Source organism: Streptomyces dangxiongensis, assembly GCF_003675325.1.
GTDB lineage: Bacteria > Actinomycetota > Actinomycetes > Streptomycetales > Streptomycetaceae > Streptomyces > Streptomyces dangxiongensis.
The window spans coordinates 5,411,559-5,438,171 of the sequence record NZ_CP033073.1 but is presented as its reverse complement, the minus strand read 5'-3'; the positions used below and the strand labels follow the sequence as shown (position 1 = coordinate 5,438,171).

General features: G+C 75.3%; 19 protein-coding genes, 3 tRNA genes and 1 pseudogene. 11 read left to right on the top strand and 12 right to left on the bottom strand.

The genetic code is table 11. The annotated features are described in order from the left end of the window. Positions 1-171 precede the first annotated feature (171 nt). Both D9753_RS24435 and D9753_RS24430 read left to right on the top strand, forming a co-directional pair. Positions 172-1,617, top strand: coding sequence for an acyl-CoA synthetase (locus D9753_RS24435; RefSeq protein WP_121788945.1), 1,446 nt, complete (start codon positions 172-174; stop codon positions 1,615-1,617). Further along, entirely contained in the window at positions 1,610-3,019 is a 1,410-nt protein-coding gene (locus D9753_RS24430; protein ID WP_205614245.1) for a carboxyl transferase domain-containing protein, read from the top strand. The genes D9753_RS24435 and D9753_RS24430 overlap by 8 nt, the downstream gene beginning before the upstream one ends. Before the next feature lies 1 nt (position 3,020). On the opposite strand, the gene D9753_RS24425 is transcribed toward D9753_RS24430, so the two are convergent. After that, entirely contained in the window at positions 3,021-6,683 is a 3,663-nt protein-coding gene (locus D9753_RS24425) for a S8 family serine peptidase (RefSeq protein WP_121788944.1), read from the bottom strand. A gap of 228 nt (positions 6,684-6,911) precedes the next feature. Here D9753_RS24425 and D9753_RS24420 point away from each other — a divergent pair, with 228 nt between their 5' ends. From D9753_RS24420 to D9753_RS38175, 4 genes are read left to right on the top strand one after another with little or no spacing between them, the layout of a single operon-like run. Further along, positions 6,912-7,316 (top strand): CU044_2847 family protein, encoded by a 405-nt coding sequence (locus D9753_RS24420; protein ID WP_121788943.1) that lies wholly within the window; start codon positions 6,912-6,914, stop codon positions 7,314-7,316. Continuing rightward, positions 7,316-9,040, top strand: a complete 1,725-nt coding sequence (locus D9753_RS24415) for a VMAP-C domain-containing protein (protein WP_240468274.1) — start codon at positions 7,316-7,318, stop codon at positions 9,038-9,040. The genes D9753_RS24420 and D9753_RS24415 overlap by 1 nt, the downstream gene beginning before the upstream one ends. A 30-nt stretch (positions 9,041-9,070) precedes the next feature. Next, positions 9,071-10,150, top strand: coding sequence for an AAA family ATPase (locus tag D9753_RS24410; RefSeq protein ID WP_121788941.1), 1,080 nt, complete (start codon positions 9,071-9,073; stop codon positions 10,148-10,150). Beyond that, the gene (locus D9753_RS38175; RefSeq protein ID WP_240468273.1) at positions 10,140-11,741 is read left to right on the top strand and encodes an SAV_2336 N-terminal domain-related protein; all 1,602 of its coding nucleotides are present in this window, start codon (positions 10,140-10,142) and stop codon (positions 11,739-11,741) included. Before D9753_RS24410 ends, D9753_RS38175 begins: the two co-directional genes overlap by 11 nt. A 241-nt stretch (positions 11,742-11,982) precedes the next feature. On the opposite strand, the gene D9753_RS38170 is transcribed toward D9753_RS38175, so the two are convergent. Next, positions 11,983-12,300 (bottom strand): hypothetical protein, encoded by a 318-nt coding sequence (locus tag D9753_RS38170; protein ID WP_240468272.1) that lies wholly within the window; start codon positions 12,298-12,300, stop codon positions 11,983-11,985. Positions 12,301-13,655: 1,355 nt separating this feature from the next. On the opposite strand from D9753_RS38170, the gene D9753_RS24400 reads away from it, so the two are divergent. Then, positions 13,656-14,693 (top strand): rod shape-determining protein, encoded by a 1,038-nt coding sequence (locus D9753_RS24400; RefSeq protein WP_121788940.1) that lies wholly within the window; start codon positions 13,656-13,658, stop codon positions 14,691-14,693. A gap of 13 nt (positions 14,694-14,706) precedes the next feature. On the opposite strand, the gene D9753_RS24395 is transcribed toward D9753_RS24400, so the two are convergent. The 10 genes and pseudogenes from D9753_RS24395 to D9753_RS24360 form a co-directional block, all read right to left on the bottom strand. Next, on the bottom strand, positions 14,707-15,672 hold the full coding sequence (locus D9753_RS24395; protein WP_121788939.1) for an anti-sigma factor RsbA family regulatory protein: 966 nt from the start codon (positions 15,670-15,672) through the stop codon (positions 14,707-14,709). Then, positions 15,669-16,037, bottom strand: a complete 369-nt coding sequence (locus tag D9753_RS24390; protein WP_240468271.1) for an STAS domain-containing protein — start codon at positions 16,035-16,037, stop codon at positions 15,669-15,671. The genes D9753_RS24395 and D9753_RS24390 overlap by 4 nt, the downstream gene beginning before the upstream one ends. A gap of 395 nt (positions 16,038-16,432) precedes the next feature. After that, the gene (locus tag D9753_RS24385; RefSeq protein WP_121788938.1) at positions 16,433-17,725 is read right to left on the bottom strand and encodes a serine/threonine-protein kinase; all 1,293 of its coding nucleotides are present in this window, start codon (positions 17,723-17,725) and stop codon (positions 16,433-16,435) included. A gap of 96 nt (positions 17,726-17,821) precedes the next feature. Then, positions 17,822-18,088, bottom strand: a complete 267-nt coding sequence (locus tag D9753_RS38165) for a hypothetical protein (protein WP_240468534.1) — start codon at positions 18,086-18,088, stop codon at positions 17,822-17,824. A 6-nt stretch (positions 18,089-18,094) separates the two neighbouring features. After that, a pseudogene (locus tag D9753_RS38160) lies at positions 18,095-18,324 on the bottom strand (asparagine synthase-related protein); the annotation flags it as partial. A 64-nt stretch (positions 18,325-18,388) separates the two neighbouring features. Next, the gene (locus D9753_RS38155; protein ID WP_240468270.1) at positions 18,389-18,640 is read right to left on the bottom strand and encodes a hypothetical protein; all 252 of its coding nucleotides are present in this window, start codon (positions 18,638-18,640) and stop codon (positions 18,389-18,391) included. 162 nt (positions 18,641-18,802) lie between these two features. After that, positions 18,803-20,098, bottom strand: coding sequence for a M20 metallopeptidase family protein (locus D9753_RS24375; protein WP_121788937.1), 1,296 nt, complete (start codon positions 20,096-20,098; stop codon positions 18,803-18,805). 322 nt (positions 20,099-20,420) lie between these two features. Then, a tRNA-Ile gene (locus D9753_RS24370) sits at positions 20,421-20,494 on the bottom strand. A gap of 176 nt (positions 20,495-20,670) precedes the next feature. Further along, a tRNA-Asn gene (locus D9753_RS24365) sits at positions 20,671-20,743 on the bottom strand. A 6-nt stretch (positions 20,744-20,749) separates the two neighbouring features. Next, positions 20,750-20,822: transfer RNA gene (locus tag D9753_RS24360), tRNA-Asn, on the bottom strand. 159 nt (positions 20,823-20,981) lie between these two features. On the opposite strand from D9753_RS24360, the gene D9753_RS24355 reads away from it, so the two are divergent. From D9753_RS24355 to D9753_RS24340, 4 genes are all read left to right on the top strand, one after another. After that, complete coding sequence (locus D9753_RS24355; RefSeq protein WP_121788936.1) at positions 20,982-21,287, top strand: YtxH domain-containing protein; 306 nt, start codon at positions 20,982-20,984, stop codon at positions 21,285-21,287. A gap of 76 nt (positions 21,288-21,363) precedes the next feature. Further along, positions 21,364-22,815: a xylulokinase gene (locus tag D9753_RS24350; RefSeq protein ID WP_121788935.1), complete on the top strand. Its 1,452-nt coding sequence runs from the start codon at positions 21,364-21,366 to the stop codon at positions 22,813-22,815. A gap of 115 nt (positions 22,816-22,930) precedes the next feature. Further along, on the top strand, positions 22,931-24,664 hold the full coding sequence (locus D9753_RS24345; RefSeq protein ID WP_121788934.1) for an ABC transporter ATP-binding protein: 1,734 nt from the start codon (positions 22,931-22,933) through the stop codon (positions 24,662-24,664). Next, complete coding sequence (locus tag D9753_RS24340; RefSeq protein WP_121788933.1) at positions 24,664-26,592, top strand: ABC transporter ATP-binding protein; 1,929 nt, start codon at positions 24,664-24,666, stop codon at positions 26,590-26,592. The genes D9753_RS24345 and D9753_RS24340 overlap by 1 nt, the downstream gene beginning before the upstream one ends. Positions 26,593-26,613: the final 21 nt, after the last annotated feature.

Below are 26,613 nucleotides of genomic sequence, written 5' to 3'. Positions count from 1 at the left end.
ACCGGGCGGCCCCAGCACGCCATTTGGCCTTCCCCCGCGGGCGGGCGCGTGGTCGCCGATGTGGTGGATGCCTCACCGGTCCGAGGGCGGTCGTCGGCCGGCGGGGTCTGGTGTAGGAAGGGTGCTGTCGTCCCCGGCGGTCGGCACCGTCGACAGTAAGGAGTGCGTCGCGTGTCCTCTCTCTTCCCCGCTCTGACGGACGGTCCGGGCGAGCGGGCCGCCCTGCGGTTCGGCCCGCGGACCCTGACGTACGGCGGGCTCGCGGGCGCCGCCGGGGCCCTCGCCGGCCGGCTGGCGGGCACCGGACGGGTCGCCGTGTGGGCCACCCCCGAGCTGGAGACGGCCGTCGCCGTCACCGGCGCGCTGCTGGCCGGGGTGGCCGCGGTGCCGCTGAACCCGAGGTCGGGCGAGAAGGAGCTGGCGCACATCCTGTCGGACAGCGCGCCGTCGCTGGTCCTCGCCGCCCCCGGGGCCCAGTTGCCGCCCGTCCTCGGGGCGCTGCCCCGGACCGACGTCGACGCCTTCGCCACCGGCACCGTCCCCGAGGAGCGGGCGGCGGACGGTGACCCGGCGCTGGTCGTCTACACCTCCGGCACCACCGGTCCGCCCAAGGGCGCGGTGCTGCCCCGCCGGGCCCTGGCCACCACCCTGGACGCGCTCGCCGACGCCTGGCAGTGGACCGCGGACGACGTGCTGGTGCACGGGCTGCCCCTGTTCCATGTGCACGGGCTGGTGCTGGGCGTCCTGGGCCCGCTGCGGCGCGGCGGCTCGGTGCGGCACCTGGGGCGGTTCTCCCCCCAGGGCGTGGCCCGGGAGCTGAACGACGGCGCGACCATGGTGTTCGGGGTGCCGACGATGTACCACCGCATCGCCGAGGCCCTGCCCGGCGACCCGGAGCTGGCGGGGGCGCTGGGTCGGGCCCGGCTGCTGGTCTCGGGGTCGGCGGCGCTGCCCGTGCACGACCACGAGCGGATCGCCGCCGCCACCGGGCGCCGGGTGATCGAGCGGTACGGCATGACCGAGACGCTGATGAACACCAGTGTGCGCGCCGACGGGGAGGCCCGGGCGGGCACGGTCGGGGTGCCGCTGCCGGGCGTGGAGCTGCGGCTGGTGGAGGAGGACGGCTCGGAGATCACCGGGTACGACGGGGAGAGCGTGGGCGAGATCCAGGTGCGCGGACCCCACCTGTTCACCGAGTACCTGAACCGGCCCGACGCCACCGCCGCCGCGTACACCGCCGACGGCTGGTTCCGCACCGGCGACATGGCCGTGCGCGAGCCCGACGGCTACGTCCGCATCGTCGGGCGCAAGGCCACCGACCTGATCAAGAGCGGTGGTTACAAGATCGGGGCCGGTGAGATCGAGAACGCGCTGCTGGAGCATCCGGGGGTGCGGGAGGCGGCGGTCACCGGGGAACCCGACGCCGACCTGGGCGAGCGGATCGTGGCCTGGATCGTGCCCGCGGAGCCGGGGACCCCGCCCGGCACCGAGGAGCTGGCGGACCATGTGGCCCGGCGGCTGGCCCCGCACAAGCGTCCCCGGGTCGTCCGCTACCTGGAGGCCCTCCCCCGCAACGACATGGGGAAGATCATGAAGCGGGCGCTGACCGGTGCCTGAACGGCTGTCCGCGCGGGAGGTGCTGGCGCTCGTCACGGACGCCGGCAGCTTCCGTGACCTCCCCGCGCCGCCGGAGGAGTCGGGGCCGGACGGCCCGCTCGGCTGGCAGGGCTACGACGCCTCGCGCGCCCGCGCCGCCGGCCGCACCGGCGAGCGGGAGTCGGTCGTCTGCGGCACCGCGAGCGTCGCGGGCACCCGGGCCGTGCTGATCGCCTTCGAGTTCGGCTTCCTGGGCGGCTCGCTCGGCGAACGCACCGGGGACCGGCTGGTGGCGGCGTACACGCATGCCCGCGCGCACCGGCTGCCGGTCGTGCCGCTCGTCGCGACCGGCGGCAGCCGGATGCAGGAGGGCATGCTCGCGCTGACCCAGCTCCAGCGGGTCGCCCGTCAGTCCGCGCTCACCAGGGAGGCCGGCCTGCCCCAGATCGCGGTCCTGCGGGACCCGACGACCGGCGGCGGCTGGGCCACGCTGGGCGCGGGCGCGGACGTCGTCCTGGCCCTGCCCGGTGCCCAGGTGGGCTTCGCCGGCTCCCGCGTGCGTCCCCCGGACGCCGACCCGGCGGCCTACACGGCCGAGGCGCAGGTGGCGGCGGGTTCGGTGGACGCGGTGGTGGAGCCGGCCGAGGTGCGGGAGGTGCTGGGCCGGTGGCTGCGGCTGCTGTCCCGCGGCACGCCCCTGGACGGCGGGCGGGTCGTGGCCGCGGACGTGCCGGCCGCTCTCGGTGCCGCCGGACTGCCCGGTACCGGCTGGGAGGCCGTACGGCGGGCCCGTTCGCCGCGACGGCCGCGCTGCCGGGCCTATCTGGACGCCTACTTCACCCACCGGGCCGGCATCAGCGGCGACCGGTGCGGGGGCACGGACACCGACGGCATGCTGTGCGGGTTCGGCGAGCGGGACGGCCGTACCGTGGCGTACGCGGCGCAGACCGGGGCGGCGACCCGTCCCGCCGGGTACCGCACCGCCGCCCGGCTCATCCGGCTGGCGGACCGGCTGGGGGCACCGGTGCTGACCCTGGTGGACACCCCGGGCGCCGCCAACGACGCGGAGGCGGAGCGGCAGGGCGCCGGCCCGGCCATCGCCGAGGTGTTCGGCGCGGTCGCCGCCGCCCGCGTGCCGGTCACCACCCTCGTCATCGGCGAGGGCGGCTCCGGCGGGGCCCTGGCGCTGGCGGCGCCCGGCAACACCTGGGCCACCCCGGACAGTTATTTCTCGGTGATCGCCCCGGAACTCGCCGCCGCGATCCTCAAACGCGGGCCCGGGCAGGTGGAGGCGACCGCGGGGCAGCTTCGTCTGCGGCCACAGGACCTGGTGGAACTGGGAGTGGTGCGGGGCATCGTGACGCACGAGGGGTCCGCGGAGGGCCCAGGTGGGGCCGGCCGCGGGGGACGGCCCCGGCCGTAGGTCAGCGCACCGCCACCGCCCGGACGATCTCCTGGGTCACCGAGCCGCCCCGGTCGTCGTGGGCCGAGGCCCGCAGGGAGATGTCGGACGCGGTGCGCGGCACGGTCAGGGTGCCGTGCCAGGAGGCGTCCCGGCCCGCCAGCGGCACCGGCCGCCAGGTCCGGCCGGCGTCGTACGACACCTCCAGGCGGGCGTCGCCGAGCGTCCCGGTGCCCGGGGCGTCCGCCACGTACTCCGCGTGCAGCGTGACCGGTGTCCGCCGCCCGCCGGGCACGGTGCCGGCGAGGCCGGTGCGCGGGCGGCAGACGAGGTTGATCAGCGGCAGGGCGGTCCAGTGGTCCTCCGGGGTGGCCGCCGAGCGGAACGTCCACTCGCTGTGGCCCCGGGTGGCCAGCGGCCAGCGGCCGGCGTCCAGGGCGGTGTCGGTGACGACCGTGTACGTGTGCTCGTCGGCGGGCGCGCCCTCGACCTGGACGGCGGATCCGGTGCGCCGGTCGGCCAGGGTGCCGTCCAGGCGGACGGCGGTGGTCTGGGTCATCCCGCTGCTCCCGCTCCACACGTCCCCGGAGCCGGTGTGGCCGGGCCCGGAGTCGCCCCAGCCGGGGGTGTCCAGCCGGATCCGGTCACCGGCGCGTTCCTGGCCCCGGCCGAGTCCGGTACCCAGCCACGGATGCCACACGGGACCGAACCAGTCCAGTGCCGGCCGGGTACCGCCGGTGTAGCGGACGAGCCCGCCGCGTTCCTCCAGGGCGCCGTCGGCGGCCGTGACGGTCTCCTGCCAGCGCCGGCCGGGTCCGGCGGAGACGTAGTCGGTGCGCTCGGAGGGCAGGGCGACGCGCTCCTGGAAGCCGAGTCCGACCGGGAAGGCGTCGGTGAGCGAGTACCGGAACTCGCCGCCGTCCCGCGAACCGGCGGCGTGGAACCGGACGTGCACGGCGGCCAGTTCACCCCGGCCGGGCGCGTACGTGAGGTCCCGGTCCGGGATCGCGCCCCGGTGGCCCTGCGTGAGGTCGTAGACGTACGGCGGGTAGGCCCTGCCGGTCATGTCGACGCGGCCCGCCGCCCGCAGGCGGGCCGCGTCCGCCCGGTTCACCGTGGCGATCGTCAGCGGCCGGTCGGTGTTGTCGTCGGTGCCCCACCAGGCCGTCAGCCGGCCGGGGACGTCGTCCGTGACGAACAGGGCCCGGGCGCCGGCGTCCTCGGCGGCACGGGCGAGCGCGGCCGGGTCGGTGCCGTCGGCGAGACGGGCGAGGACCGCCTTGCCGGACACCCCGGTGACCGGTCCGTCGGCCACGTCCACCAGGGGCAGTCGCGTGCGGCCCCCGACGAGGGTGCCGCCCGGCTGGACGGTCGCCTCGGTGACGCCCCTGACCTCCAGCCGGGGCGCGGCCAGCCGCCACACGGTCCGGTACTCGAAGGTGCCCCGGGCGACCCGGGGCGTGGGCGCGGCGAGGACGCTGTCGTAGGTGAGGGGCACCTGGACGGCGCCGGACAGGTCGGCGCCGCCGGCCCGGCGGTCGTACTCCATGACGAGCTGGCGGGTCTCGGTGCGCCGGTCCACGCGTGCCGCCACCTCCCGCAGCCGGCGCCCGTCCAGGGTGACGTCGCGGTCCCGGTCGAGGACGGTCCCGGGGGCCGTGAGGAAGCCGAGGCCGAGGGAGTCGGGGCCGTGACCGCCGGGCACGTCGAGGAAGGTGACGAGGGCGTAGGTGCCGGGTGGCAGGCGCAGCGCGAGCGTGCCGGAGTCGTCCACCCGGGCCTGCTGGGCGTCCTCGCCGGCGGCGAGCCGCTGGACGGTGAGGTCGGCGGGGGCCGGGCCTCCCGCGCGGTCCCGGACATGGACGGTGAGCGTGTACCGCTCCTCCTTGACCAGCCCGAACACGGTGTGCGCGACGATGGCGCCGGTCCCGTCCACGGCCACCACCCACCCGCTGGTCGTACCGGCCGGCGCCCGGGAGGCGTCGCCGGTGACGGTGGTGGAGGCGGTGCCGTGCGCGGGCACGGTGAGGGTGTCGTCGGCGAGGGTGGCGACCCCGTCCGGGGCGCCCCGCACCGACAGCCGCAACTCGGCCGGTCCGGCGGCGGTGTTGGTGTAGGTGAGGGTCCGGGTGACCGGTTCGTCGGTGTCCCGCGGCCGGCTGTGGAAGCCGAGGTCGGCGCTGCCCGTCGCGGTGACCGTCGCCCGCACCGCGTCCGGCACGCTCACCCGTCCGGCGCCCAGCACGTAGGGGGAGGCGTCCAGTCGCCGTGCGCCGGACATCAGCGCGTTCTTCAACTGGGGGCCGGTGAGGCCGGGGTGTTCCTCGGCGAGCAGCGCCGCGGCGCCCGCGACCTGCGGGGCCGCCATGGACGTACCGCTCATGGCGGTGTAGTAGCCGTCGCCGGGCGCGAGGTGGGAGCGGGCGGCGAGGACGCCGACGCCGGGGGCGGCGAGGTCCGGTTTCAGGGCGTTGTCGCCGTAGCGGGGGCCGGCGGAGGTGAAGGGGGCCGCGTGGTCGTCGGCGTCGACCGCGCCGACGGTGAGGGCGGCGTCGGCGGCGCCGGGCGAACCGATGGAGGACGGGGCGCCGGCGTTGCCGGCGGCGACGACGAACAGCGCGCCGGTCTCCCGGGACAGGGTGTCGAGCGCCCTGGCCATCGGGTCGGTGCCGTCGCTGGCCTCCGCCGTGCCCAGGCTCATCGAGACGATCCGGGCGTGCACGTCCCGTGCGGCCCACTCCATGCCGGCGATGATCTGGGACTCGCTGCCCGAGCCCTGGTCGCCGAGCACCTTGCCGACGGCGAGTGTCACGCCCGGCGCCACGCCCCGCTCCCGGCCGCCGGAGGCGGCACCGCTGCCGCCGACGACGGAGGTGACGTGGGTGCCGTGCCCGTCGCGGTCGACGACCTCCTGCCCGTCGACGAAACTCCTCGCCTCGTCGACCCGGCCGGCGAGGTCGGGGTGGCTCAGGTCGGCGCCGGTGTCCAGGACGGCGACGGTGACGCCCTTCCCGGTCAGCCCCGCGTCCCACGCCACCCGGGTGCCGATCTGGGCGTTGCTCTCGGCCAGACGGGCCGTCACCCGCCCGTCGAGCCACACCCGGTCGATGCCGGACGAAGCGGTGAACGCCCGCCAGAAGGTGCGCCCCCGGCCGGCCTCGACGGCCGCCCCTCGGACACTGGCCAGTGTGCGGATCCGCTCGGCTCCGGCCGGGACGGCGGCCCGCGCGTTCCTGCCGTAGGCCAGGATCAGCGGCAGCGCGTCGGTCCCGGCGTCCGTGAACCCCTGCCGGATAAGCCCGCTCACGTCGAACAGCCGCCGGTCCAGCGTCCCGGCCCGCAGATACGGCAGCGCCTCGTCCGGTACGACGGTCAGGTCGCCGTCGCTCGTCCGCGTCCGCACGGCACCGGTGGCCCCGGGCGGGCGGCGCACGGTGACCGTCCTCCTGCCGTGCCCGAGGTCGGTGACGGTCACCCGGTCGCCGGTGACGAGGGTGACGGTCCGGGCGGCGGCCGTCGTGCGCGGGGCCCGCGGCGCACCGCCCACGGCAGCCGGCGCCGCCGCCGTCGCCCCTGCTGTCGCCGCTGCCGCTGCCTGCGGCGTTCCCGTCGCCGTCGGCGACAGCGTCAGCACGAGCCCGGCCGCCCACAGCGCCGCCCCGCGTCCGACCGGTTCTCTTCTCATCGACGCCCCTCTTCCACGTCCGTGTGCGAGGCCGGGACCGCTGTGCAGAGTGCCGGGCGGGGCGCGCGACGGGAAGGCCGCCGGGGCGGCCGGGCCGGCGCGGTGGCGGGTTCTCGCCAACCTCGGCCGACACCTCGCCGCGCGCCGTCAACGGTGGGACACCCGAAGCGCCGTCCGTACCATGAGAGTTGTCAGCAGGTCAGGTACGACGGGGGAGCGAGCGGCGCCATGGACGGGCTGGTGGAGTTCACGACCGAGGACGGCGCGCGGGTCGTGGTGGAGGACGTGGTGACCCGGTCCGGTGCCCGACTCGTCTCGCGCGGCGACGGACCGGCGCAGGCGGCGCGGACCTTCGAGGGCGCCCTGGAGGGCGTACGGGCGGCGGCCTCGGCCGCGCTGCGGGTGTTCCGGGACGGCAGCCTGCGCCCCGACGCGGTGGAGATCGAGTTCGGGGTGCGGATGTCCGCGGAGGCCGGTGCCGTCATCGCGAAGGGATCGACGGAGGGCCACCTGGTGGTCAAGCTGAGCTGGTCCCCCGGACAGCAGCCGGAGCCGACGGCACCCGCGGAGCCCGCGCCGGGGCGGAGTGTGCCGGGCCAGGCCGCGCCGGTCCCGGAGGCCGCCGACCGGTGATGAGCAGTGCTGCCTGGCACGCCCGGATCGTCTGCGGCCACGAGGTGGGGGCCGGGTTCCTGATCACCGGCCGCCGGGTCCTCACCTGTGCCCACGTGGTCGAGGGCAGCGGCACGGCGGCGGTGACCGTCTCCTTCCCGCACGCCCGGGAGCTGGGCGAGCTGTCCGCCTCGGTCGTCGCCCACGGCGGCTGGGCGGGCGACGTCACCGACCCCGGTGACGTGGCCGTACTGGAACTGGAGCGGGACGTCCCGCTCGCGCCGGCCGGCTTCGCGCCGCCGGACGCCGCGTACACGGAGCCGTACCCCAAACTGATCGCGTACGGCTTCCCCGAGGGTTACGACGAGGGCACCCTCGCCGAGTACCAGGCCGTCTCCGGCCAGTTGATCGCCGGCGAGTGGCTGGAACTGGTCGCCTGGCACGGGCACGGGCAGCCGCTCGTGGCCGGATTCAGCGGGGCGGCGGCGACCCTGCCGGACGGCAGGGTCGCCGGCATGGTCACCGCGGCCCTGGACGCGCCGGCGGTGCGCAAGGGCCGGATGCTGCCGCTGGACGTGATGGCCCGGTACTGGCCCGAACTGGGCGAGCTGGTGCCCACCCCCGGCCACCGGGACGACAGCCGCCGGCGGCTGTACGCCCTGCTGCGGCGGGCCGCGGGCGCCGGCCGCGGAGGCGACTCGGACGCCGGCCGCGGCTGCGATCCGAACCGGCTCTACGTGGACGCGGTGGGCGCGTTCGGGCCGCCCCTGCCCGCGGGCGGCTTCCCCTCCCTGTGGGCGGCTGCCGCGTACGTGCAGTGGGAGGTGCCGGATCCGGAGGCGGTGAACCGGTTCGCCGCCCGCCTCGGGGAACTGCTGGACGCGGCCCCGGCCCCTCCCGCCCCTCCGGCGTCGCCGGCCTGGGCTCCGGTCGTCGTCGAGATCGAGCACAGCGGCGCCGGTCCCGACCAGGTGACCGTGGAGGTGTCCGCGTACCGCGACGGACAGCGCCGTCCGGTGGGCGCGGGCCGGCTGCCGCGGACCGGTGTGCGGGCCTACGTCCAGAGCCGCATCGACGAGGCCGTCGCCCAGCTCGCCCCGGACGCCGACGAGCTGGTGACGTTCGTCCTGCCGCGCGAGTGGCTCAACGAGGCGGTGGCGCACTGGGAGTGCGGCGCGGAGGACAGCACCCCCCTCGGGTGCGCGTATCCCCTCGTGGTGACCGACCGGGCACGCCACCACAGTGGCCGGCTGCGCCACCAGCTTCGCAAGAAGTGGCAGAAGCTGGACTCCGCCGGACAGGGGGTCGAGGTGCACCGCGTGGAGTGCGGCACCGCCGAGCGCCCGCCGAGCCTGCGCAAGCGGCTGTGGGACGGCGACGCCGGACTGGCCGGCTACGCCTCCCCGCCCACGGCGGCACGCGGCCACTTCGAGGTCGGTCTCACCGTGCCCGTCCCCGTCCTGCTGTGGTCCCGGACCGGCTGCCCCCACACCGCGCACACGGACCCGGGCCACCCCGGGCCCACGGAACAGCCCTGCCCCGGCGGGGCGTTCCTCGACCAGCTAGCCGTGTCGGTCGCGGAGGTCCCGCCCGCCGAACTCCCGCGCCACATCCTGTCCCTGCGGCTGGCCGCGGACGCCGCCGACGAGCCGGACCTGCACTGGGCGCGAGACCTCCAGCTCCTCTGGGACGACCCGCGCTGCTTCCCCGAGGCCACCGCGAGCCTGCACTCCCCCGTCGTCTGACCGACCGCCCCCCACGGAGAAGAAGAGCAAATGCCCCTGTGGCCCGTCTATACCGGTACGAACGAGCCGCACGACGGCATCGGGAAGCTGCCCCCGCCACCGCCGTGGCGGGCCTTCGACGGCGGGCCGGTGCTCCGGGCGCCCGACGCGGTCACCGAGGCCTCCGCCGTCTCACCCGACCGCATGCACCGCGCCGAGACGTACCAGGCCACGGAGCAGACGGTCCAGCTCGTCAACGCGGCCCTGTACCTGCGCCGCCCGCTGCTGGTCACCGGGCCGCCGGGCACCGGCAAGTCCTCCCTCGTGTACGCGGTCGCCCGTGAGCTGCGGCTCGGTCCGGTCCTGCGCTGGAACATCACCAGCCGCAGCACGCTGCACGACGGCCTGTACCAGTACGACCCGCTGTCGCGGCTGTACTCGGCCCGGCAGGTGGTCACCCGGACCGACCGGACCGGCCGGACCGGCCCCGGCGGACCGGCCGGCCAGGACGGGCGGGCGGAGGGGGCGGCCGGCGGGTCGGGCATCGAGGACCATCTGCGCCTCGGCCCGCTCGGCACCGCCCTGCTGCCCTACGACCGGCCCCGCGCCCTGCTCATCGACGAGATCGACAAGAGCGACCTCGACCTGCCCAACGACCTGCTGAACGTGCTGGAGGAGGGCCAGTACGAGATTCCCGAGCTGGTGCGCGCCGCCCGCCTCGCACCGGACGGCGTCGCCGAGGTGCTGGCCGACGGCGCCGACGAGCGGGTGCCGGTGGCGCACGGCCGGGTCCGCTGCCGGGCCTTCCCGTTCGTCGTCCTCACCAGCAACGGCGAGCGCGAGTTCCCGCCCGCCTTCCTGCGCCGCTGCGTCACGCTGCACCTGCGGCAGCCGGACGACCGGCACCTCGCCGAGATCGTCCGCGCCCACCTGGGGGAACCGGACGCGTACGCGCGGACCCTGATCGACCGCTTCCTGTCCCGGGCGGGCGTCGGCGACCTGGCCACCGACCAGCTCCTCAACGCGATCTACCTGGCCCGCTCCGCCGACCTGGACACCGAGTCCCTCGACCGGCTGGCCGAACGGCTGATGCCGTACCTCGGGCAGGCGGCGCAGTCCGATGTCTTCTGACCGCGCCGGTTCCCCGGACCCCGTGGTCCGCCTGGCCGGCATCCTGGCCGAGGCGGCCCACGGGGTGCGCCCGACCCCGCTCGAACTGGCAGAACTGCTGTGGCTGGCCGGACACATGAGCCCCGGCGCCACGGACGGCGAGACCACCGGGCAGCCGCCGGCCCCGGAGCAGGCACCACCGCCCCCGAAGCCGCCGCCCACCCGGCCGCCCACGGACCGGCCGGCGCCCCGGCCCTCCCGCCCGGCGGACCGGGACCCTGCGCCCGCACCGGCCCGAGCCCCCGGGCCGCCCTCCCGCGTCCCCCTGCACCTGCCCTCCCACCTCCCCGCCCCCGCACCGGCGGGCCGGCCCCGCACCACGCTGCTGGCCCCGGCGCCCCCGATGCTGCGCCACCCCCTCGCGCTCCAGCGCGCGCTGCGCCCGCTGGGGCGCCGCGTCGACGCGCCCGTCGGCCGCGAGCTGGACGAGCGGGCGACCGCCGACCGCATCGCCCGCCTGGGCGCCGCCCCCGAGTGGTGGCTGCCCGTGCTGCGCCCCGCCCAGGAGCGCTGGCTGCGCCTGAACCTGGTGTACGACACCGGGCCCACGATGCCGGTCTGGCGGCCCCTGATCCGCGAACTGCACACGGCCCTGGCCCAGTCGGGCACCTTCCGCACGGTCGCCCTGTACCGGGCCGCCGCCGACGGCACCGTACGCGGCGCCGACACGCACGCCCCCGGCGACGGCGGCCGCACCGTCACCCTCCTGATCAGCGACTGCATGGGCCCGCAGTGGCGGGAGGGCCCCGCCGGCACCCGCTGGTACGCCACCCTGCGCCGCTGGGCACGACGCACGCCCCTCGCCGTCGTCCAGCCGCTCCCGGAGCATCTGTGGCGGGACACGGCGCTTCCCGCCACGCCCGGCCGCCTGTCGGCCCCGCACCCCGTGGCGCCCTCGGCGACGCTCATGTTCACCCCGTACGAGCGGCACGCGCACGAGCCGGCCGTGGACACCGTGCCCCTCCCCGTGCTGGAGCCGGAACCGCGCTGGCTGGCGCACTGGGCGGCGCTGCTCACGGCGCCGGGCGGCGGGGAGGTGCCCGGCGCGGTCGCCGAGCTGGGCCGGCCGCTCCCGGCGGACGCCGAGGACCGCACGGACGTCGGCGCGCTGTCCGCCGAGGAACTGGTGCTGCGGTTCCGGGCGACCGCCTCCCCCCGAGGCGTTCCGGCTGGCCGGCCATCTCGCGGTGGGGCGCCCCGACCTGCCGGTCATGCGCCTGGTCCAGGCCGCCGTCGAACCCGAACCCCGCCCCCAGCACCTGGCCGAGATCGTCCTGAGCGGCATGCTCGTCACCGTCCCGGGGCGGCCCGCCCGGCGCCTACGCCTTCCGGGACGGGGTGCGGGAACTGCTCCTGCTCGGCCTGCCGCGCACCGCCCGCAACAGCACCGCCGGACTCCTGGAACGCGTGGGCGAGTTCATCGACCGGCGGGCGGGCCGGGCGCCGGGCGAGTTCCGGGCGTCGGTGCCCGCCGCGCGGGGCGCGGGCACGGCGGCGGAGGACGACCCGTTCGCCACGGTCAGCGAGGACAGCGTGCGCCGGCTCTCGGTAGCGGCCACGCCGCACCGGGAGCACACCCCCAGCGCCGACGCCGGGGCCCGGGACGGGGACGGGGTCCCCGTCGGCCGCTCCGGGATCCGGTTCTCGGCCGATGACCTCAGCGGCCGGCCGGAGGCCCGCATCACGCTCGAAGCCGCCGTGCACGAGGTCCTGGCCCGCGGTTCCCTCGGCCCCCGCCAGTACGCGGTGGACGTCCGTCCGGACGGCTACCTGGTACGCACCGAGCCGGACGCCTATCTGCTGCCCGCCCTCGTCGCCGTCCTGCGGGAACTCCCCCAGGCGCTGAGCCGGCTGACCGACCCGCCCCGGCTCGGGGTGACGTTCGGGGAGCCGTCCGTCCGGCCGCCGGAGGCGGCCGCGGACATCGTGGTCGTCGTACCGCCCGCGCTGTACGACGGCTTCGCCGCCAGCTCCGCCGCCCGGCGCTCCCCGCCGTTCCGGCCGCTCTTCCGCGACAGCGCCCCGGACAGTCCGCCGGCCGCCTGGTACTGCCTGCTGGGCCCGAGGTCCCCCGAGCCCGGTGAACGCGACCTGGTGCGGGGCCCGTTCATCACGCCCGATCTGCACGAGCTGGGCGTCCCCACCCCGGGCCGCACGGCGATCGTGCACACGCGGCCCGGCGGCCCGCTGACCCTGCTCGACCCGATCCAGCCGTACGGCACCCGCGCGCCCCGCCCGGAGACGTACTACACGGTCGACCTCACCCCGCACGAGGCCCGGCACCTGGTGTCCCTGCCGAGTTCCGGGAAGGGCGCGTTCAAGGCCGCGGTCAAGCTGTCCTGGCGCGTCGAGGACCCCATCGCCTTCGTCCGCGCCGAGACCACCGGCGTCCCCGGGCTCCTGCTGGCGCATCTCACCGCCGCGGCGGCCCCGCTCACGCGCCACCATCCGCTGCGCCGCGCGGGCGCGGCCCAGCGGGCGGTGAACGCGGGGGTCGACGCGTGGCCGGTGCCGGGGCTGGCGGTGTCGTACACCGTGCAGTTGGTCCCCGAGTGGGCGCCCGCACCGGAGGCGGAGCCGCCGGTCCCGTCGCGCCGCCGGCTGTCGGCCCTCCTGGACGACGCCCAGACGGTGCTGATCGGCTTCGACGGTCCCCTCGCCCGGCTGTTCCCGGCGCAGCGGGCCCGGGAGGCCGTCCTCGACCTGCTGTCCGTCGTGGCCGACCACCGCGATCCGCAGGACGCGCTGACGGGCCGGCCACTGCCCCTCGCCGGACCCGTCGGCCGCGAGGCGTTCACCCATCCGCTGGACCTGCTGCGCGCCTTCGCCCACGACCGGCTCGGTCCCCTGCTGCGGGCACGCCTGGACGACCTGGAACTGCGCGCCGTCCCCGACGCGCCCACGACGCACCGCTCCCTCGCGCTGGTGCGCGCCCTGCACCGCTCCGGCCGGCGCGTCAGCGTGGTGACGGACGTCAGCACCCCGGCCGTCCAGCGTTACCTGGAGCCCTGCCGGCTGCCGCTCGCGGGCGTCCACGGCCGCCGCGCCGACCTCGGCCTGCTGACGCCCCACCCCGACTGTCTGCTGCGCGCCCTGCGGGCCCGCGGCACACCGGCCCGCGGCGGCGTCCTGATCAGCTCCTCGGTCGCCGAACTCACCGCCGCCCAGCAGCTCGGCCTCCGCTTCATCGGATACGCCCCCCACCGCCGCCGGGGCGCCGGCGGCTGCGCGAGGAGGGCAGCGAGGTCACCGTGTCGTCCCTCGAACCGCTGCTGGAGGCCGCCCGTTCCCTGTGAAGGGGGGTGCTGTCCGGCCGACACTCCGCAGCGGCCCGGAATTACCCCCGTTCAGCGGCGCCCCGCCCGGCCGCCCAGGGAAGGCGCCCGCCCCCGGTGCCGCGCAGCATGTCCAGTGAGCCCGCCGACCAGGCGGGACGCCGAGGCCCGCGCACCCGGGAGGAGCTGCCGTGACCGTCAGCCTGGAGCAGTTGCGCCGCTGTCACTTCGCCGTCGACCTGGGCGCGGCGCGTACCCGCGTGTACGTGAAGGGCACCGGCCTGGTCGTCGACCAGCCGTCGGTCGCGGCCGTGAACACGCGGTCCGGCGCGCTCATCGCGGTGGGCGAGTTCGCGGAGCAGATGACGGGACGGACCCCGGACTACATCCGGGTCGTGCGGCCCATCTCCGGGGGCACCGTGGTCGACATCGAGATGGCCCAGCGGATGCTGCGGCACCTGCTCGGCGACAGGACGCGCCGGGCGCTGCGCCGCAAGCCCCGGCTGCGCGCGGCGGCCTGCACCCCGCACGACGCCGATCCGCTGGCCCAGCGGGCGACGATCGAGACGCTGGTCGGGCTCGGGGCCAGGCGGGTGGAGCTGGTGGACACGCTCATCGCGGCGGCCGTGGGGTGCGGGCTGCCGGTGGAACGGGCCGAGGCCACCATGATCATGGTGTGCGGGGCGGCGGCCACCCAGGTCGCGGTGCTGTCGATGGGGTCCATCGTCGCCGCCGAGCGGGTCCCGGTGGGCGGCGAGGCCGTGGACCACGCCATCGTGCAGCACCTGCGGCACGAGCACGAGCTGATGCTGCCCAGCCAGTCGGTACGGCCGCTCCAGCTCGCCCTGTCGGGCAACGGGCTCACCTCGCAGGGGCCGGCGTCCGCGGAGATCCACGGCCGGGACGTGGTGACGGGCCTGCCGCGCAGTGTGCGGGTGGACACCGCCGCCGTGCGCGGCGCGATCCAGACCCCGCTGACGGCCGTCCTGGACGGGATCGGCAAGGTGCTGCGCGACTGCCCGCCCGACCTGGTGGCCGATCTCGCCGACCGCGGGATCACCATGGTCGGCGGCTCCGCGCGGCTGCCCGGCTTCGACCAGATGCTGCGGCAGGCGACGGGGATGCCGGTGCACATCGCCGAACGGCCCGACATCTGCGCGGCGCAGGGCCTGGGCGACATGCTGGAGGGCCGGATCGAGCCGCTGGTGCTGAACCCCCTGGCCGCCTGAGGCCGGCGGCGGCTCAGCGGCCCAGGTAGGCCCGGATGGTCGTCCCCTCGGGTCCGGCGTGGACCCGCACCAGGTCCGCCACCAGGTTGACCAGCAGCAGACCGCGTCCGCCGCGCTGGTCGCGGGCGACGGGCCGGCGGCCGGCCAGCGGGTCGGCGAGGCGGCCCCCGTCGCGGACCTGGCACAGCACGGACCCGCTGTCGGGCCACACCGTGAGCACGCCCGTGCCGCCGCCGTGGACGACGCTGTTGGTGGTCAGCTCGGCGGTGATCAGCGTCAGGTTCTCCAGGGCCAGGCCGGACAGGCCCAGCCGGGCGCCGTGGTCGGTGGCCGAGTGCCGGACGGCGGAGAGCACGTCCTTGTGGAAGCCGACGGAGAGCAGGTCCGGGCCGTCCGGCACCGGTGGCAGCGGCTCGTTGTAGCGGGCGACCACCCCGTCCGGGTCGTAGGCGGCGCTCGCCCGCTCGCCCGCGGAGCCGGCCGGGATGAGGACGGGGTGGGTGGCGTGCGCGTCGGCGAGCGCCCGCTCGTCCAGGCGGGAGGTGTCGTACGGGCACAGGATGGTGATCTCGCGGCCCTGGAACGCGGCGTTGATCAGCGCCTCGTGCTGGGCGCAGGCCGGGTACTCGGCCGGGCTGCGGCCCGCCCACACCGGCTCGCCGATGATGCGGACCCGCCGGCCGGGCGGCTGGGCGTCGGCGAAGGCCCGCAGCACGCCGGGGATGATCCGGCCGGGGTTGCGGCCGGCCTCCCGCATGTCCAGGAACCGTACGGCGTCGCCGTCGGCGCCCAGCTCGTCCTGGATGAGGCGCAGGTTCTCGCCGGGCACCGCCACCGCGACCGGCTCCCCGGCGGCCAGCGCCGCCCGGACGAAGGGGACGGTGCCGGACACGTACTCCCGTGCGCCGGCGTAGAACAGGGCGGGGTGCACGAACGGGTCGGCGGCCTCGGCGGACCGGGCCTCGACGACTGCGGTCATGACGCCGACACCTCGATCCCCCGGAGTCCGGGCCACAGCAGGTCCAGCATGCGTGGCAGGACGGCCGGGGGCCGGTCCAGCACCAGCCGCCGCCGCTCGCCCCGGCGCCGGGCCGCGTCCGCCAGCGCGCCGGCGCCCGCGACGTCGACGAAGGTCAGCGCGGAAAGCTCCAAGTGATACACGTCATCGCCCTCGCGAACGGCCCGCTCCAGCGCGCGTTCCCAGATGCCCCGCGTGGGCAGGCTGACCTCGCCCGCCGCCCGCAGTCCGGTCCGCCCGCTCAGCGGGTACACATCGAGTCGCGGCACGGCGGGCGTGGGCACGACAACGACCCGCTGGGGCCTTCCCGGCTCGGTTCCGCTCACGCCATCCCCCCGCTGCACAGATACACGAGCGCCCAGTATGCGCCTCCGGCCGGCCCCGGGGGCCGAAGGCCCGGACACGACGGGCCGGTGCACGTGTCCGCACCCCGGACCGGGCGGGGCGAACCGCGCGGGGAACGCGCCGGGCGGCCGGAGCCAGGGGGCGGCCGGTTCAGTACGGCAGGATGCGTCCCGAGGGCGTCCTGCGGTCGATCTCCTGCCCTCGCGGCGCGGCGGGCCGCCGGCTGACACGTACCCGGATCCGACGGTCCATGACGCCCTCCTCCTGCCGACACCCCCCGGCTGGACGCCGGTAGGAGGTCCGTGCCCAGGACATGGCCCGTTCAAGCCTGAACGGGTCAAGTCGTGCCCGCGTCGGGGCGGTTGCCGTGGGCCGGCTACCGGGTCAGGTACCGGCCGAGGACCGGGTCGAGCTGGGTCACCCAGGTGCTCAGCCGGGCCTTGCGGCGGGCGTTCAGCTCGCAGGAGTACACACCGCCGTCCCACAGCCGGACGGTGACGGTGAGACGGTTGCCGCGCCAGGTGCGTTCGACGTGCGCGATCTCGTCCCACGGGAAGTCCGCGGTGGTGCCCGCGATCTCCAGGAGCACCCCGGCGGCGTTGACGACCACGCCGGCCTGCGCGTCGGCGAGGACGGCCTCCGGGCTGCCGTACGGGACCGGCGGCCCGAAACCGTAGGGGGCCGGCGGCGCGGCGGCGGGCAGGTGCGCGGGCGTGGCGGCCTGCACGGGCTGCTGGTACGGGGGCGGCGGGGGCGCGCCGAACCCCTGCGCCGCCGGGAGGAACACCGGCGGGGGCGCGGTGGGCATCTGCGGGGGCGCGGTGGGCACCTGCGGCGGCGGGGGCGGGGTGAGCGTCGTCGGTGGGTACGGGGTCAGCGGGTGGGCCGGCGGCGGGGCGGAGCCGGTCAGCAGGTCCAGCAGCGCGGTGGGCGTGGGCCGGTCCGCGGGCTCCTTGGCCAGACAGGCGGCCACGACGTCCGCCAGGGCGGCCGGTACGGCGGACAGGTCCGGCGGCTCGTGCACCGAGCGGTACATCAGCCCCATCGGGGTGCCCTCGCCCCACGCGGTGCCGCCCGCCGCCGCCACCAGCACGGCTCCGAGGGCGAACACGTCGGCGGCGCCGGTCACGTCGTGCCCCAGGGCCTGCTCGGGCGCGAGGAAGCCGGGGGTGCCGAAGGCGGTGCCGGTGGCGGTGAGGCGGGTGGACTCCACGGCCCGGGCGATGCCGAAGTCCAGGACGCGCGGCCCGTCGTCGGCCATGATGATGTTGCCCGGCTTCAGGTCGCGGTGGACCAGGCCGCAGGAGTGGATGGACTCCAGGGCCTCGGCGAGGGCGGCTCCCAGGGCCCGCAGCCGCGGCTCGTCCATGGCGCCGTCGGCGGCGAGCCGGGCCGCGAGGGTGGGCCCGGGGATGTAGGCGGTGGCCAGCCAGAGCGGGTCGCCGGTGACGTCGGCGTCTACCACCGGCGCCGTGTGGAAGCCGCCCACCGCCCGAGCCGCCTCGACCTCGCTGCGGAACCGCTCGCGGAAGACCGGGTCGGCGGCCAGTTCGGGCTTGGCGACCTTCAGCGCGACGGCCCGTCCGCCGCGCGTCCGTGCGAGGTGGACCGTGCCCATGCCGCCCTCGCCGAGCCGGCGCTCGACGAGGTATCCCCCGATGCGTTCCATGCGGACAAGTATGGCCGCCGGACAGGACCGTCCATCACCCCATCCGCGCCCGGGGGGCGGCCCGTGCCCCCTTCCGTGTCCGGCGGCCGGAGCGGCTCAGAGCACGACGTCCACGTCGTACGTGCGCAGCCAGGCGTCGAGCTGGAGGGTCGTCTCCAGCGCGGCCCGGCTCATGCCCTGCTCCAGTGCCGCGGCGCCCTCGCGCCGTACCCGTGCTCCGAGTTCCGGCGAGAGGAACGGGTCGAGCGGGCCGGAGCCGGCGCGGACCAGCTCGGCGAGGCGCTCGCGCAGGGTCCGGTTGTAGGCCTCGGCATTCATGGCCGCGCGCAGCAGGCTCTTCTCCCGGCCGTCGAAACTCTTCATCGCCCAGGGGATGTTGAAGGTGTACTCGACCAGCCGTGGTCGGCGAAGGGCACGCGGACCTCCAGTCCGCAGGTCATGCTCATGCGGTCCTTGCGGTCGAAGAGCACCTGGGCGTGGCGGGTGAGGGCTAGGTAGGTGACCTCGCGGTAGCGGGCCTCGGCGGGGTCGTCCAGGTGACGGCCGGCGTCGACCTCGGCGACGGCCGCGCTGTGGCAGTCCCGTTCGTAGGTGGCCAGGTCGAGCTTGGCGAGCAGGTCGGGGGTGAGGACGACCTCGTTGCCCCGGTAGTTGTGGCGGCCTTCAATGCTGAACAGCAGTCGTCGCCCTTGGCGATGGGCAGGTCGGGGTCGCTGACCGAGCAGGAGCGGATGCGGTCCAGGCCCCGGGTACGACCATCTGCTGTTCCACGACGGACGCGAGGAGTTCGCGCACCGTCCGGACGGTGTCGTCCAGGGAGTCGGTGTGCTCGGCCACGTGGAGCTGCCAGTAGCGCTCCTCGGTGAGGCCCGAGCGGTTCACGCGGACCACGCAGCCCGCCGGGACCTCGCGCATGCCGCGGAAGATCACGTGCCGGGATGTCCCGCAGCCCGTCCGCGTCGAGCACGGGACGGAAGGACGGGGTGGGCGACGACCTGCTCCGGTTCGCGGGGCGGGCGACCCCTTGTCCGGGGTGGACGACCCCTGTGTCCGGGGCGGACGGCCCGTACGGGGCGGTCACCGGGTCGGCCGCGCTCCGCGGTCGGCTAGGAAGGCCAGGGCCACGGCGGCCTCGCAGGCGATGCCCGTGGCGATGACCTCCTCGTCGATGCCCGTGCGGGACGAGTGCAGGGACGGGGCCTCGTCCGGGGACCGGCCCGGCGGGCAGGCGCCGAGGAAGGCCAGGGCGCCGGGGACCTCCTGGAGGACGTAGGAGAAGTCCTCCGCCGTCAGCGGCGCGGCCGGCAGCACGCCCACCGCCCCGGCGCCGAGCGCCTCCCCGGCGGTGCGCAGGACGAACCCGGTGAACCCGGCGTCGTTGACGGTGACCGGGTAGCCGGGTGTGACGGTCGCCTCCGCCGTCGCTCCGTGCGCCGCGGCCACCCCGTGGGCGACCCGGGCGATCGCCTCGTGCAGCCGCCGCCGGGTCCGCCCGGACAGGGTGCGCACGGTGCCGCCCAGCTCCGCGGTGTCCGGGACGACGCCCGGGGCGGTGCCCGCTTCCAGCCGCGTCACGCTGAGGACGGCGCTGTCGTCGGCGGCGAGGCCGCGGCTGACTGTCGTCTGGAGGGCGAGCACGATCTCGCAGGCCACGGGCACCGGGTCGCACGTGGTGTGCGGTGCCGACGCGTGGCCGCCGCGCCCGCGGACCAGGATCCGGAACCGGTCGGAGGCCGCCATCTGCGGTCCGGGGCGCAGCCACACCGTCCCGGCGGGCAGGGTGGGCTGTACGTGCAGGGCGAAGGCCGCGTCGGCCCGGCTGCCGGAGGCCTCCAGCACCCCTTCCGCGATCATGTGGCGGGCTCCGTGGTCGCCCTCCTCGCCGGGCTGGAACATGAACACCACGCGCCCGGCGAACGCCTCGCGCCGTCCGGCCAGCAGCCGTGCGGCGCCCACCAGCATCGCCATGTGGGCGTCGTGCCCGCACGCGTGCATCAGCCCGGGGGTCCGCGAGGCGAACGGCAGCCCGGTGTCCTCGGTGACCGGCAGCGCGTCCATGTCGGAGCGCAGCAGGATCGTCGGGCCGTCGCCGGCCCCGGTGAGGGTCGCGGTCACGGAGGACAGGGCGCGGCCGGTGCGGATCTCCAGGCCGAGGCCGTCGAGCGCGTCCAGGACCAGGCGCTGGGTGGCGGGCAGGTCCAGGCCCGTCTCCGGGCTGCGGTGCAGGGCGCGGCGCAGCGCGACCGCACCGGGAGCCCGCCGGCGTGCCGCATCGAGCAGGCCGGGGAGATCCGGGCCGGTGGGGTCGGGGCCCGCCGGGCGGGCGGGGTCGGCGTCGGGTGTGCCGGGCGGGGTCCGGGGCGGAGGTGGCAATGCGACCGTTCTCCTTCCGGGCCCGGCCCTGCCGGCGCGGCCCGCGAGGGGGCCTCACGAAGAGGCGGTACCCCTTCACCGTAGGGACGCCCCGGCCGCACCGCACCGCCCCGGGCGGTCTGCGGGCCACGGGACGCGGGACATGGGGCACGGCCATGGGACGCGGACGGTGAACGGGATGGGGGGCACGTGACAAGTAAAGAGGGTGACGGCCGTTCAACTGCGTGGCCCGCGCGGGTGAACGGTGGTCGCCGCCTCGGCGTGGCGGCCACCGTTCATCCGTCCTAGCAGGTCGCATCGATTCTGCGCCTGCACTGTCGGGTGGGGCGGGTGGGACTCGAACCCACGGCCGACGGATTATGAGTCCGCTGCTCTAACCGGCTGAGCTACCGCCCCATCGCGGCGTGTCGCGTACATGTGTGCGCGCCGTCTGCCGCAGCATAGCCGCTCATACGATCTCCTGCTTCGGATGGTCGGCTTCCGCGCTGCTCATGATCCCGAGGACGGCGACGCCGGGCCCGGCGGTTCCCGCGGACATGAAAAAGGACCCCTGCGGGGGTCCTCGTTCAGCGCTCCCCCGACTGGACTCGAACCAGTAACCTGCCGGTTAACAGCCGGCTGCTCTGCCAATTGAGCTACGGAGGACCGAAGCTCCCCCGACTGGACTCGAACCAGTAACCTGCCGGTTAACAGCCGGCTGCTCTGCCAATTGAGCTACGGAGGATCGCCTCGATTGCATCGATCGTACCTACCTGGGTATTCGCCAGGGGGCGGACGCTCGCTGCGACACATACATTAGCGCAAGCAGGGGGGTGCTCCGCCAATCGCTTCCCCTCGGGGTCAGCGCCGCACCAGAAACCAACGCACGGGAAGGGTGGCAGCCATGCGCTACCGGCTCACGTTCCTCGCCGGACTGTCCCTCGGTTACGTACTCGGCACGAGGGCCGGACGCGAGCGCTACGAGCAGTTGAAGAAGTCCGCACGGCAGGTCACCCAGAACCCTGCCGTGCGCAACACCGCCGAGACGGCCGCCCAGCAGGGCCGTGTCTACGCCGGCAAGGCCTTCCACACGGTCAGCGACAAGGTCGGCGACCACGTCCCGGAGTCCGTCGCCCAGCGGGTGCGGTCCCTGCGCGAGCGCGGCGTCAACGGCACGGGTGAGGACGACTGGGGCACCAGCACCACCTGAGGCCGTTGCCCGGCGCCGGCGACCGCCGCGGCCCCTCGGCCGGACCAGCCCCGCGGATACGGCAAAATTCGTAGGCATGGGGATAGTCGCCGGCTTGGACAGCTCGCCCGATTTCACGCGCATCGTGGTCTGCGACACGGACACGGGCGCCGTGCTGAGGCAGGGGTACGCCCCTCATCCGGTCGAGGCGCCGGACGGGGGGCGGCCCAGTGACGTCGACCCGCAGGCCTGGCTGCTCTCCCTGGGCGAGGCCGCGGGCGGCGGTCTGCTGGAGGGCGTGCAGGCCATCGGCGTCTCCTCGCAGCAGAACGCGCTGATCCCGCTGGACGCCCAGGGCAACACCGTCCGCCCGGCACTGGTCGGCGGCGACAAGCGCGCGCAGGTCGCGGCGGCGGACCTCGTGGACGCGCTCGGCGGCCGGGAGGCCTGGGCACAGGCAGTCGGAAGCGTTCCGCAGGCCGCCCAGCCGGTCACCAAACTGCGCTGGCTGGCGAAGAACGAACCGGAGAACGCGCGGCGCGCCACCGTCCTGCTCCAGGCCCACGACTGGCTGGTCTGGCAGCTACTGGGACGGCCGGCGCGCCGCACCACCGACCGCGGCGGGGCCTCCGGCACGGGGTACTGGTCGGCGGCCACCGGCGCCTACCGGCCCGAGCTGATCGAGCTGGCCCTCGGTCACCAGGCGATGCTGCCGGAGGTGATCGGCCCCTCGGACGCGGCCGGTACGACCCCGGAGGGGCTGCTGATATCCGCCGGGACCGGGGAGACCATGGCCGCCGCGTTCGGGCTCGGGATCGGGCTCGGGGACGCCGTCGTCTCGCTCGGCGCGTCCGGGTCCGTGATGGCCGTCCATCCGGAGGCGCTCGCCGACCAGTCCGGGATGATCACCTCCCTCGCCGACGCCACCGGCATGCACCTGCCGGTCGTCACCACCCTGAACGCCGTACGCACGCTGCGCGGCACCGCCGAACTGCTCGGGCTGGCGGACCTGGAGAGCCTGTCCGACCTGGCGGCGAAGTCCACGCCGGGCGCGCACGGCCTGGTGCTGCTGCCCTATCTGGAGGGTGAGCGGACGCCGAACCTGCCGCACACCGCGGGGACCCTGTCGGGGCTGCGGCGGGAGTCGATGAAGCCGGAGCACCTGGCGCGGGCCGCGTTCGAGGGCATGCTGTGCGGGCTCGCCGACGCGCTGGACGTGCTGCGCGGGCGGGGTGTGGAGGTGCGGCGGATCTTCCTGCTCGGCCCGGCCGGGGGGCTGTCCGCCGTGCAGGCCTCGGCGCCCTCGCTGTTCGGCGCGCAGGTCGTCGTGCCGCAGCCCGCGGACTACGCGGCGATCGGCGCGGCCCGGCAGGCGGCCTGGGCGCTCGGGGTGTCGCAGGGCACCCTCGACCCGCGGAACCCGCCGGCCTGGCAGGGCGCGGCGGCGCAGGTGCTGGAACCGGGCGAGGAGCTGGCCGTGGGGCAGGCGGTACGGCAGCAGTTCACGGCGGTGCGGGAACAGACCCATCCGGGGGCGTTCCGGTCATGACGCGGCGCGCACCGGACCGGTCGGGTTAATCGGTTGGGGTAACACGGGTGGTGTGCCCGACGATAGGGGCCAGGGGCAACCGTCCAGCCCTGTCGCCGACTCCGAGAGACGTAGCGTGCTCATACGACTTCTGCGGACCTATCTCAGGCCCTACAAGAAACCCATCGCCTTCCTGGTGCTGCTCCAGTTCCTCCAGACCTGCGCCACCCTCTACCTGCCCACCCTGAACGCCGACATCATCGACAACGGTGTGGTGAAGGGTGACACCGGGTACATCCTGTCTTTCGGCGCCCTGATGATCGGCATCTCGCTGGCCCAGGTCGTGTGCAACATCGGTGCCGTGTACCACGGCGCCCGGACCGCCTCCGCCCTCGGCCGGGACGTGCGCGGTGCCGTCTTCGACCGCGTCCAGTCGTTCTCCGCGCGTGAGGTCGGTCATTTCGGGGCCCCCTCGCTCATCACCCGTACGACGAACGACGTGCAGCAGGTCCAGATGCTGGCCCTGATGACGTTCACCCTGATGGTGTCGGCGCCCATCATGTGCGTGGGCGGGATCGTGCTGGCGCTCGGCCTGGACGTGCCGCTGTCCGGGGTACTGGCCGCGGTCGTACCCGTGCTCGGTGTCTGCGTGACGCTCATCGTGCGCCGGCTCCGCCCGCTGTTCCGGTCGATGCAGGTCCGCCTGGACACGGTGAACCGGGTGCTGCGCGAGCAGATCACCGGCAACCGGGTCATCCGCGCCTTCGTCCGGGACGAGTACGAGCAGGGCCGGTTCGGCGAGGCGAACGCCGAGCTGACCGGGATGCAGCTCGCCACCGGCCGGATGCTCGCCCTGATGTTCCCGATCGTCATGACGGTGGTGAACCTGTCGTCCCTCGCGGTGGTCTGGTTCGGCGCCCACCGGATCGACAGCGGCGAGATGGCGATCGGCGACCTGACCGCGTTCCTCGCGTATCTGATGCAGATCGTCATGTCGGTGATGATGGCGACCTTCATGTTCATGATGGTGCCGCGCGCCGAGGTGTGCGCCGAGCGGATCGAGGAGGTCCTCGGGACGGAGTCCAGCGTCGTACCGCCGGCCGCCCCGGTCCGGGAGCTGCGCGGGCACGGACACCTGGAGATCCGGGACGCGGGCTTCCGCTATCCGGGCGCCGAGGAGCCGGTGCTGAAGGCCGTCGGCCTGGTGGCCCGGCCCGGCGAGACGACCGCCGTGATCGGCTCCACCGGCAGCGGCAAGTCGACGCTGCTCGGACTCGTCCCCCGGCTGTTCGACGCCACCGAGGGCGAGGTGCTGGTCAACGGCGTGGACGTCCGGTCCGTCGATCCGGCGCTGCTCGCGAGGACCGTGGGGCTCGTCCCGCAGAAGCCGTACCTGTTCGCGGGCACCGTCGCCACCAACCTCCGTTACGGCAACCCGGACGCCACCGACGAGGAGCTGTGGCACGCGCTGGAGGTGGCACAGGCCGAGGGCTTCGTGCGGAAGCTGGAGGGCGGCCTGGACGCCCCGATCGCGCAGGGCGGCACCAACGTCTCCGGCGGCCAGCGCCAGCGCCTGGCCATCGCGCGCACCCTGGTGCAGCGCCCCGGGATCTACCTGTTCGACGACTCCTTCTCCGCGCTCGACTACGCGACCGACGCGGCCCTGCGCGCCGCGCTCATCCGGGAGACCGCCGAGGCGACCGTCGTCATCGTCGCCCAGCGGGTGGCGACCATCCGGGACGCCGACCGGATCATCGTGCTCGACGAGGGCCGCGTGGTCGGCTCCGGCCGGCACGCCGAACTGATGGCGTCCAACGAGACCTACCGGGAGATCGTGCTCTCCCAACTGACGGAAGCGGAGGCCGCCTGATGGCCGGGCCCATGGGACGCATGATGGCCGGGGGCGGCCCGGACCAGCGCTCGATGGACTTCAAGGGGTCGGGCAGACGGCTCGTCGCCCAGTTCAGACCGGAACGCGTCACGATCTACACGCTGCTGCTCTGCGTGGTCGTCAGCGTGGGCCTGAGCGTGATCGGCCCGAAGATCCTCGGGCGCGCCACCGACCTGGTGTTCTCCGGCCTCATCGGCCGGCAGATGCCGGACGGCGCCACGAAGGCACAGGTCCTGGCGAGGATGCGCGAGCACGGCCAGGGCCGGGTCGCGGACATGCTCAAGAGCACCGACTTCACGCCGGGCCAGGGCATCGACTTCGACGCCGTCGGCCGCGTCCTGCTGTTCGCGCTCGGCACCTTCCTGGTCGCCGGTCTGCTGATGGCGGTCGCGACCCGGCTGGTGAACCGGGCCGTGAACCGCACGATGTACCGGCTGCGCGAGGACGTGCAGAAGAAGCTGTCGCGGCTGCCGCTGTCGTACTTCGACAAGCGTCAGCGCGGTGAGGTGCTGTCCCGGGCGACCAACGACATCGACAACATCGGGCAGACGCTCCAGCAGTCGATGGGCCAGTTGATCAACTCGGTGCTGACCATCGTCGGCGTCCTCGCGATGATGTTCTGGGTCTCCTGGATCCTGGCGCTGGTCGCGCTCGTCACCGTCCCGCTGTCGTTCGTGGTCGCCACCCGGGTCGGCAAGCGGTCGCAGCCGCACTTCGTGCAGCAGTGGCGGTCCACCGGCAAGCTGAACGCGCACGTCGAGGAGATGTACACCGGGCACGCCCTGGTGAAGGTCTTCGGGCGGCAGGCGGAGTCGGCGCGGCAGTTCGCCGAGCAGAACGAGGCGCTGTACGAGGCCGGGTTCAGGGCGCAGTTCAACAGCGGCGTCATGCAGCCGCTGATGATGTTCGTGTCCAACCTCAACTACGTGCTGGTGGCGGTCGTCGGCGGGCTGCGGGTCGCGTCCGGCGCCCTGTCCATCGGTGACGTGCAGGCCTTCATCCAGTACTCGCGGCAGTTCTCGATGCCGCTGACGCAGGTCGCGTCGATGGCGAACCTGGTGCAGTCCGGTGTCGCCTCGGCCGAGCGGGTCTTCGAACTCCTGGACGCGGAGGAGCAGGAGGCGGACCCGGTGCCGGGCGAGCGGCCCGAGGAGCTGCGCGGCCGGGTGCGGCTGGAGCACGTGTCGTTCCGGTACGACCCCGAGAAGCCGCTGATCGAGGACCTGAACCTCGCGGTGGAGCCGGGGCACACGGTGGCCATCGTCGGCCCGACCGGTGCGGGCAAGACCACGCTGGTCAACCTGCTGATGCGGTTCTACGACGTCTCCGGCGGGCGGATCACGCTCGACGGGGTCGACATCCGCAGGATGTCCCGCGACGAACTGCGGGCCGGGATCGGCATGGTGCTCCAGGACACCTGGCTGTTCGGCGGCACCATCGCGGAGAACATCGCGTACGGCGCCTCGCGGGAGGTCACGCGCGGGGAGATCGAGGAGGCGGCGCGGGCGGCGCACGCCGACCGGTTCGTCCGCACGCTCCCCGACGGGTACGACACCGTGCTCGACGACGAGGGCACGGGCGTCAGCGCCGGCGAGAAGCAGCTCATCACCATCGCGCGGGCGTTCCTGTCCGACCCGGTGATCCTGGTGCTGGACGAGGCGACGAGTTCCGTCGACACGCGCACGGAGGTGCTGATCCAGAAGGCGATGGCCAAACTGGCGGCCGGGCGCACGTCGTTCGTGATCGCGCACCGGCTGTCGACGATCCGGGACGCCGACGTCATCCTCGTCATGGAGAACGGGTCCATCGTGGAACAGGGCGCGCACGCCGAGCTGCTGGCGGCCGGCGGCGCCTACGCCCGCCTGTACCAGGCCCAGTTCGCGCAGGCCGTCGCCGAGGTGGACTAGGCGGCCGGGGGCCGCCGCCGG

What these genes read in the sequence shown, in the direction of transcription:
- D9753_RS24350 (WP_121788935.1), top strand. Translation starts at nt 21,364, where the DNA reads ATGGGGATAGTCGCCGGCTTGGACAGCTCGCCCGATTTCACGCGCATC.
- D9753_RS24385 (WP_121788938.1), bottom strand. Translation starts at nt 17,725, where the DNA reads ATGGAACGCATCGGGGGATACCTCGTCGAGCGCCGGCTCGGCGAGGGC.
- D9753_RS24340 (WP_121788933.1), top strand. Translation starts at nt 24,664, where the DNA reads ATGGCCGGGCCCATGGGACGCATGATGGCCGGGGGCGGCCCGGACCAG.
- D9753_RS38175 (WP_240468273.1), top strand. Translation starts at nt 10,140, where the DNA reads ATGTCTTCTGACCGCGCCGGTTCCCCGGACCCCGTGGTCCGCCTGGCC.
- D9753_RS38155 (WP_240468270.1), bottom strand. Translation starts at nt 18,640, where the DNA reads ATGCGCGAGGTCCCGGCGGGCTGCGTGGTCCGCGTGAACCGCTCGGGC.
- D9753_RS24425 (WP_121788944.1), bottom strand. Translation starts at nt 6,683, where the DNA reads ATGAGAAGAGAACCGGTCGGACGCGGGGCGGCGCTGTGGGCGGCCGGG.
- D9753_RS24420 (WP_121788943.1), top strand. Translation starts at nt 6,912, where the DNA reads ATGGACGGGCTGGTGGAGTTCACGACCGAGGACGGCGCGCGGGTCGTG.
- D9753_RS24415 (WP_240468274.1), top strand. Translation starts at nt 7,316, where the DNA reads ATGAGCAGTGCTGCCTGGCACGCCCGGATCGTCTGCGGCCACGAGGTG.
- D9753_RS24395 (WP_121788939.1), bottom strand. Translation starts at nt 15,672, where the DNA reads ATGACCGCAGTCGTCGAGGCCCGGTCCGCCGAGGCCGCCGACCCGTTC.
- D9753_RS24410 (WP_121788941.1), top strand. Translation starts at nt 9,071, where the DNA reads ATGCCCCTGTGGCCCGTCTATACCGGTACGAACGAGCCGCACGACGGC.
- D9753_RS38165 (WP_240468534.1), bottom strand. Translation starts at nt 18,088, where the DNA reads ATGAAGAGTTTCGACGGCCGGGAGAAGAGCCTGCTGCGCGCGGCCATG.
- D9753_RS38170 (WP_240468272.1), bottom strand. Translation starts at nt 12,300, where the DNA reads ATGAACGGGCCCCGCACCAGGTCGCGTTCACCGGGCTCGGGGGACCTC.
- D9753_RS24355 (WP_121788936.1), top strand. Translation starts at nt 20,982, where the DNA reads ATGCGCTACCGGCTCACGTTCCTCGCCGGACTGTCCCTCGGTTACGTA.